General features: G+C 40.2%; 4 protein-coding genes. 1 reads left to right on the top strand and 3 read right to left on the bottom strand.

Going from position 1 to position 2600, the window contains the following annotated elements:
• The 3 genes from BM378_RS20185 to BM378_RS20175 form a co-directional block, all read right to left on the bottom strand.
• A partial coding sequence (locus BM378_RS20185; RefSeq protein WP_143104614.1) for a hypothetical protein occupies positions 1-579 on the bottom strand: 579 nt, incomplete at its 3' end.
• Positions 576-1469: a site-specific integrase gene (locus BM378_RS20180; protein WP_074989892.1), complete on the bottom strand. Its 894-nt coding sequence runs from the start codon at positions 1467-1469 to the stop codon at positions 576-578. The genes BM378_RS20180 and BM378_RS20185, both read right to left, overlap by 4 nt.
• A complete protein-coding gene (locus BM378_RS20175) occupies positions 1462-1695 on the bottom strand; it encodes a hypothetical protein (RefSeq protein WP_074989891.1) in 234 nt (77 codons plus the stop codon). Before BM378_RS20175 ends, BM378_RS20180 begins: the two co-directional genes overlap by 8 nt.
• Before the next feature lie 663 nt (positions 1696-2358).
• Here BM378_RS20175 and BM378_RS20170 point away from each other — a divergent pair.
• The coding region (locus tag BM378_RS20170) for a type II toxin-antitoxin system RelB/DinJ family antitoxin (protein ID WP_074989890.1) at positions 2359-2600 on the top strand (242 nt) is incomplete at its 3' end.

Below are 2600 nucleotides of genomic sequence, written 5' to 3'. Positions count from 1 at the left end.
GTGATTTTTCGTTTTTTGTTTTGTGATCTTTACTTCTCGTTTGTAGTGCTCTATTAATTTGTTATTTTCAATACGTGTGTTCTCAACTTCGTCAGATTTACTTTTTATTTCTTGATAGAACTCGTTTAACTCCACTTTAGTTTTTGAGATTAGTTGTTTTTCAGCTTCAATTTCTGTTCGTTCCTGCTCTACTTCAAGTTCAGCTTGGGTGCGAGCATTTTCTAGTGCTTTATTGGCTAGCTCATTTGCACTTTTTACATCTGATAAGCATTGAATTTTTAATTGTTCATAATGTGAGATTTGGTTTTCAAGTTTAGCTTTTAGCTCTTTCACTTCTGATTCTTTGCTAACATCGAAGGTAATTAGGACTACAACACCTATGACTATCGCTAAAATTAGTCCGCCAATGATACTGACTGGCCATAGAGCAAAAAATCGTTCTGCAGTGGTGTAACCGTCTCTATAAAGCTCACCATTTTCTTCGATTAAAAGAGTTGTATTGCTGAGTACATCGATTGAATACCAAAGCCCCAAACCTGCTGCTATAATCACTAAAAATACGATATAAGTTGTTTTCATCGTAAATAAACCTCTGTAATTTCTGGGCGAAAATGACCGAGTTCCTGGCTTACAGTTTCAAGTGCAATATCGCGTGTAAAGCCTGAGTTTTGAAGCTCGTTCATTCTTTCTTGTGCGTAGCTATGGCGTAATCCATGTGCCCCCTCAGACCAACTAAGTGCACGGTTTGAGGCTTGAGTATATGAATTGGACCACTTTTGACCAGCACCAATCTCGTATTTCTGTTCGTAATGAACACCGCGATCAGTGGTTTGTTGCGGTACATCAAGCCTACGTTCTTCGAGTTTGTCGGCTAATTTATTAGGTATAAGGACTTCGCGAGTTAGTCCGCCTTTACCGGTAACGGTATAAATGACACCTTCCCTCCCTTGAAATTTACTATCCAATACAGGTCTTTCACTTGCTTGTTTTTCAGATACGCGTGATAGCGTGTGTAACTCATGAGCTCTTAATCCTGCTGCATAAGCGAGTTGAGTGGATAAGGCGTGTTTGTCGGTCTGCGACTCAGCAATAAGCTTTACTTGCTCTGCCGTGTAAGCACGGCTTGAAAGTGCTTGCTCGTGTTCTGATTTGATAACAGGAAGTCGTTCACCTTGTTCAAGCTTACCTGTTACATGAGTAAGCATTGATTGAATCGCCTGGCGTTCCATATCAAGCGTTTTTTGCCCGATGTCCTGGCCTCTTGCCTCTAGGTATTGAATGGCAGTTTCAGGTGTTAGATCTCTAATTTCACCCTGTATACCAAATTCAGGCATGTTTTTAGCTACTTGTTCTAATCGCTCTGTGTAATTTAATAAGGTACGGACTGAATCTATTGCATCAGATTTTTGTAGCGCTTTTTCTACTGAGTGAGCTTGTTGCTCTGGTGATTTAGTGGCAAATCTAGCCATGATTTTTTAGCCAACGGTTTACGGTAGACTCTGCTACTTTGATAGCTTTCTTTTTTCTAAGCCAGCGTGTTAACTCTGCGATTGTTGCGCCGTGTTTGTGCATGGCAATTAACTCAGTATGGAATTTATCTAAGCGACTTTTGCGCTGTGTGTAGCTACGTTTCCTAATCGTTTTCGTTTGGGCTTTTAATGCTTCAACTTCAGCTACCGGATCAAAATCTGTCAAAACTTAAACCTCATTTCTGTAAGATTTACTGGAAACACTTATGTGTAACTCAGCGACAACTTAATGCCTCTTCGCCTTTGTTTTGCTTAGTTACTAAGCAAGGTGTTGACCGTTCTCACCTTTTGATTAACTTCGTTTTACGCCTAAGCGTCTACCTCATAATGAGTGAGTTTGGCAGTGTCTCTCTGTTTCTAATGAACTCCAGTTTTATTGATTAATGGGTTTAACATTTTCATGACTAACCAGTTATGGTGGTAGGGATACCGCATGAAACTCTAACTATTTAACCAGTGTTAGGTAATGCCTTTTAAGGCTGCTGGGTTGCATCGAAGTTGCAATGGACTTTTTAAGAGCCTCTGATATTACAGAATGATTTTAAAATTATCAAATCATACGCATTGCGTGTAATTACATGCGTTAAATTATCATAATCCTTGTCCCCGCTAGGTTATACGAGCAAAGCGAAGTTGTACCTAGCGGGGGCGGAATTGCACAGATCTAGAATTTTCACGCTGTTTTTGGCAGGGGCTAACGCGCTGCGCTTGTTGGCTCACAAAAACGTTTAAAATCGCCCACAGGCGATTTTAATCCGTTTTTGGAGCTTGCAAAGCTGTGTCAGTAGAATACAATAGGTGTATATACAAATGTAGGTACAGGTGCGTTATGGCTACTATAAATATTCGTGTGAATGATGATCTGAAAGAGCGTTCTTACGCAGCGTTAGAAAAATTAGGAATAACGCCATCAGAGTTATTGAGACAAACACTGGAATACGTTGCACAAAGAGAAAAACTGCCATTCAAGTCAGTGCTGTTAACAAGTGAAGATGAAGCGCTTATTGCTTTGGCACAGGCTCGTTTGGCTGATCCAAAAGCGGGAGTAAAGGTCTCGTTAGATGACCTATG

This window comes from Pseudoalteromonas lipolytica (assembly GCF_900116435.1).
Lineage (GTDB): Bacteria > Pseudomonadota > Gammaproteobacteria > Enterobacterales > Alteromonadaceae > Pseudoalteromonas > Pseudoalteromonas lipolytica.
The sequence above is the reverse complement of the archived record's forward strand: the minus strand, read 5'-3'. Positions and strand labels throughout refer to the sequence as shown.